We start from the raw sequence: 3121 nt of genomic DNA on the forward strand, positions 1-3121 counted from the left end.
TTGATTTTGCACCGAACCAATGTCTGCTCTGATTTGATCAAGATTTGTTATAGCAGTTTCTGCTATATCCATCACAGCCATAGCGCCTTTAAGTGTAGTTACACCTGCAGTTTCTTCCTTAACTCCAAAAGCAGTTGTTTTCATAGTTGCGAATTGAGAAAGATTTGATCCTGATGAAAAACCTGAACCTGCAGATACATTATAAACTGCTGAAAGTTGAGAAGCAGCTGAAATAGCTATCGCGGATCCGGCTATACTTGCAGAATAATTTTTCCCACTACCTACAGAATAACCTGAACCTGACGAAAATCCACTACCAGCACTACTCATATAAGCAGAAACAGAAGAATATCCTGCTAAAATATTTTGTTTATTTGCAGAACCAAAACCCATAGCATCAGCGACATTAGCATCAATTTGACCTTTTGACTCTCTTAGAGAAACAGAAGCTTGAGATACGAATTGACTTGCACCAAAACCAGCAAAACTAAGTCCTGAACCACTGATTAAAATATCTTTACCATCATTTTTTACCAAAGATAAACGACCATAGTTTTCTTTCATATCGGCATTGATAAAAGCACCACCACCTATACTTCCTTCGATTTTAATTCCTCTACCTTCTCTTGAAGTGAGCAAAAGTTTACCATTTTCATCTATAGAGGCTTCTACTCCTGTAGTATCTTTTACAGAGTTGATTGCAGAAACTAAAGCACCATTGCTATCACCATCTTTGTATTCTATCTGACCGATTTTTACCCCATTAATAGTAAAATCCTCTCCAGTACTTCCCGCTTTAACCGCAGCCATACCTCGAGTCTCTACTGTAAAAGTAGCCCTAACACCTGTTTTATCGGCATTTTTATTTATTTCATCAGCTAAAGCCCCAAGTCCTGTTCCAACTGAGGTTGAAATCACAACTTTTTGAAATTTAAAATCATCTATGCCGTTATAGTTTTTCAAAGTAAATTGCACTTCACCACTTTGAGAAATTCTTCCTCCGGTTTCAAAGCGTGTTAAACCGATTTTAGAAGATTGAGTTGCTCCTATGGTAGCCTTTACAGTTTGATTTGAACTTGCACCGATTTGAAATTCTTGATTGATAAAATTACCACTTAAAAGTTGTTTACCATTAAATGAAGTAGTATTAGCGATATTATCAAGTTCTTCCATCAAGCGGTTAATATCTGCTTGAAGCATAGTTCTTGTTTTTAAGCTTTGTCCATCTTGAGCTGCTTGAGTTGCTTTAGTCTTGATTGTATCTAAGATCTTAAGTTGCTCATCCATAGCTTTATCTGCAGTCTGTAAGATACCTATGGCATCGTTACCATTGTTTATAGCTTGACCTAAAGTAGCTGCTTGTGAACGCAAAGAGTCTGCTATCGCCATCCCTGAAGCATCATCTGCGGCTGAGTTGATTCTAAGACCTGAACTAAGTCTGCTTAAAGACTTGTCAAGTTCGTTAGAATTAACAACGGAATTTGCATGTGCATTTAATGCACCGATGTTGGTGTTTATCCTAAAACCCATTTTAAATCCTTTCAAAATATTGCATCGAAAAGATTAAAGCAAGAAGTGTTCCAATTTTTAGTTAATCAAAAATTTAAAGCTTAAAAAATAAAAAAGCCTAGTATTTAAACTAGGCTTGGATTTGTATATATTGCAGCAATTCTATTTAATTTTACTATTGAAGCAATCTTAAAACATTTTGTTGTGTTGAATTTGCTTGAGCCATAGCATACGAACCACTCTGAGCTAAGATATTTGCTTTAGAGTAGTTTGCACTCTCGCTAGCAAAGTCTACATCTCTGATTTGAGATTCTGCTGATTTGACATTGACTTGAGTTACAGTGATGTTATTTATAGTTGATGTGATTTGATTTTGCACCGAACCAATGTCTGCTCTGATTTGATCAAGATTTGTTATAGCAGTTTCTGCTATATCCATCACAGCCATAGCGCCTTTAAGTGTAGTTACACCTGCAGTTTCTTCCTTAACTCCAAAAGCAGTTGTTTTCATAGTTGCGAATTGAGAAAGATTTGATCCTGATGAAAAACCTGAACCTGCAGATACATTATAAACTGCTGAAAGTTGAGAAGCAGCTGAAATAGCTATCGCGGATCCGGCTATACTTGCAGAATAATTTTTCCCACTACCTACAGAATAACCTGAACCTGACGAAAATCCACTACCAGCACTACTCATATAAGCAGAAACAGAAGAATATCCTGCTAAAATATTTTGTTTATTTGCAGAACCAAAACCCATAGCATCAGCGACATTAGCATCAATTTGACCTTTTGACTCTCTTAGAGAAACAGAAGCTTGAGATACGAATTGACTTGCACCAAAACCAGCAAAACTAAGTCCTGAACCACTGATTAAAATATCTTTACCATCATTTTTTACCAAAGATAAACGACCATAGTTTTCTTTCATATCGGCATTGATAAAAGCACCACCACCTATACTTCCTTCGATTTTAATTCCTCTACCTTCTCTTGAAGTGAGCAAAAGTTTACCATTTTCATCTATAGAGGCTTCTACTCCTGTAGTATCTTTTACAGAGTTGATTGCAGAAACTAAAGCACCATTGCTATCACCATCTTTGTATTCTATCTGACCGATTTTTACCCCATTAATAGTAAAATCCTCTCCAGTACTTCCCGCTTTAACCGCAGCCATACCTCGAGTCTCTACTGTAAAAGTAGCCCTAACACCTGTTTTATCGGCATTTTTATTTATTTCATCAGCTAAAGCCCCAAGTCCTGTTCCAACTGAGGTTGAAATCACAACTTTTTGAAATTTAAAATCATCTATGCCGTTATAGTTTTTCAAAGTAAATTGCACTTCACCACTTTGAGAAATTCTTCCTCCGGTTTCAAAGCGTGTTAAACCGATTTTAGAAGATTGAGTTGCTCCTATGGTAGCCTTTACAGTTTGATTTGAACTTGCACCGATTTGAAATTCTTGATTGATAAAATTACCACTTAAAAGTTGTTTACCATTAAATGAAGTAGTATTAGCGATATTATCAAGTTCTTCCATCAAGCGGTTAATATCTGCTTGAAGCATAGTTCTTGTTTTTAAGCTTTGTCCATCTTGAGCTGCTTGAGTTGC

Annotated in this window: 2 protein-coding genes; both read right to left on the reverse strand. The window is 36.3% G+C overall.

Annotation, left to right across the window (positions count from 1 at the left end):
• A partial coding sequence (locus AJN64_RS06215; protein WP_070292814.1) for a flagellin A occupies positions 1-1530 on the reverse strand: 1530 nt, incomplete at its 3' end.
• A gap of 154 nt (positions 1531-1684) precedes the next feature.
• Positions 1685-3121: flagellin (locus AJN64_RS06220; protein WP_070292815.1), on the reverse strand; the 1437-nt coding region annotated here is incomplete at its 5' end.

Origin of the sequence: Campylobacter sp. BCW_4332, from assembly GCF_001763175.1 — a bacterium.
Lineage (GTDB): Bacteria > Campylobacterota > Campylobacteria > Campylobacterales > Campylobacteraceae > Campylobacter_D > Campylobacter_D jejuni.